Genomic DNA, 682 nt, shown 5'->3' with positions numbered 1-682 from the left:
TCGCGCCCGGGATGCTGACGATCTCGTACTCGGCGGGCTCGCGAACGTCGACGAGGAACACGTCCTTGCCCGCGTCCTGCCAGTCCTTGAGCTCGCGCGCCGTGATCGTCGCGTTGAGGGTCGCCTCCTGCGCCTCCTCGGAGACCGCGCCGCAGAAGTCCTCGTAGTCTTCGAGGAGGTCGGTGACCGTCGGGTTCTCACCGCAGAGCGCGCAGTTCGGGTCCTTGCGAACCTTGATCTTGCGGTATTCCATCTCGAGGGCGTCGTAGACCATCAGCCTGCCGACCAGCGGCTCGCCGATGCCGGTGATCAGCTTGATCGCCTCGTTGACCTGGATCGAGCCGATCGACGCGCAGAGCACGCCCAGGACGCCACCCTCGGCGCAGGACGGGACCATGCCGGGCGGAGGCGGCTCGGGGTAGAGGCAGCGGTAGCAGGGACCGTGCTCCTCCCAGAACACCGACGCCTGGCCGTCGAAGCGGTAGATCGAACCCCAGACGTACGGCTTGCCGAGCAGCACCGCGGCGTCGTTGACCATGTAACGGGTCGCGAAGTTGTCGGTGCCGTCGACGATCAGGTCGTACTGGCTGAAGATCTCCTTGACGTTGTCACGGTCCAGCGCGGTGTTGTGGATGACCACGTTTACCAGCGGGTTGATCTCCCGGATGCTGTCGGCCGCGGA

At 65.8% G+C, this 682-nt stretch carries 1 protein-coding gene; it reads right to left on the bottom strand.

All coding sequences use genetic code 11. The features are described 5' to 3' along the window. Nucleotides 1-682: ThiF family adenylyltransferase (locus DMB66_RS60340; RefSeq protein WP_199753331.1), on the bottom strand; the 682-nt coding region annotated here is incomplete at both ends.

This window comes from Actinoplanes sp. ATCC 53533, assembly GCF_003947245.1.
This window is presented reverse-complemented; position numbering and strand designations above follow the sequence as displayed.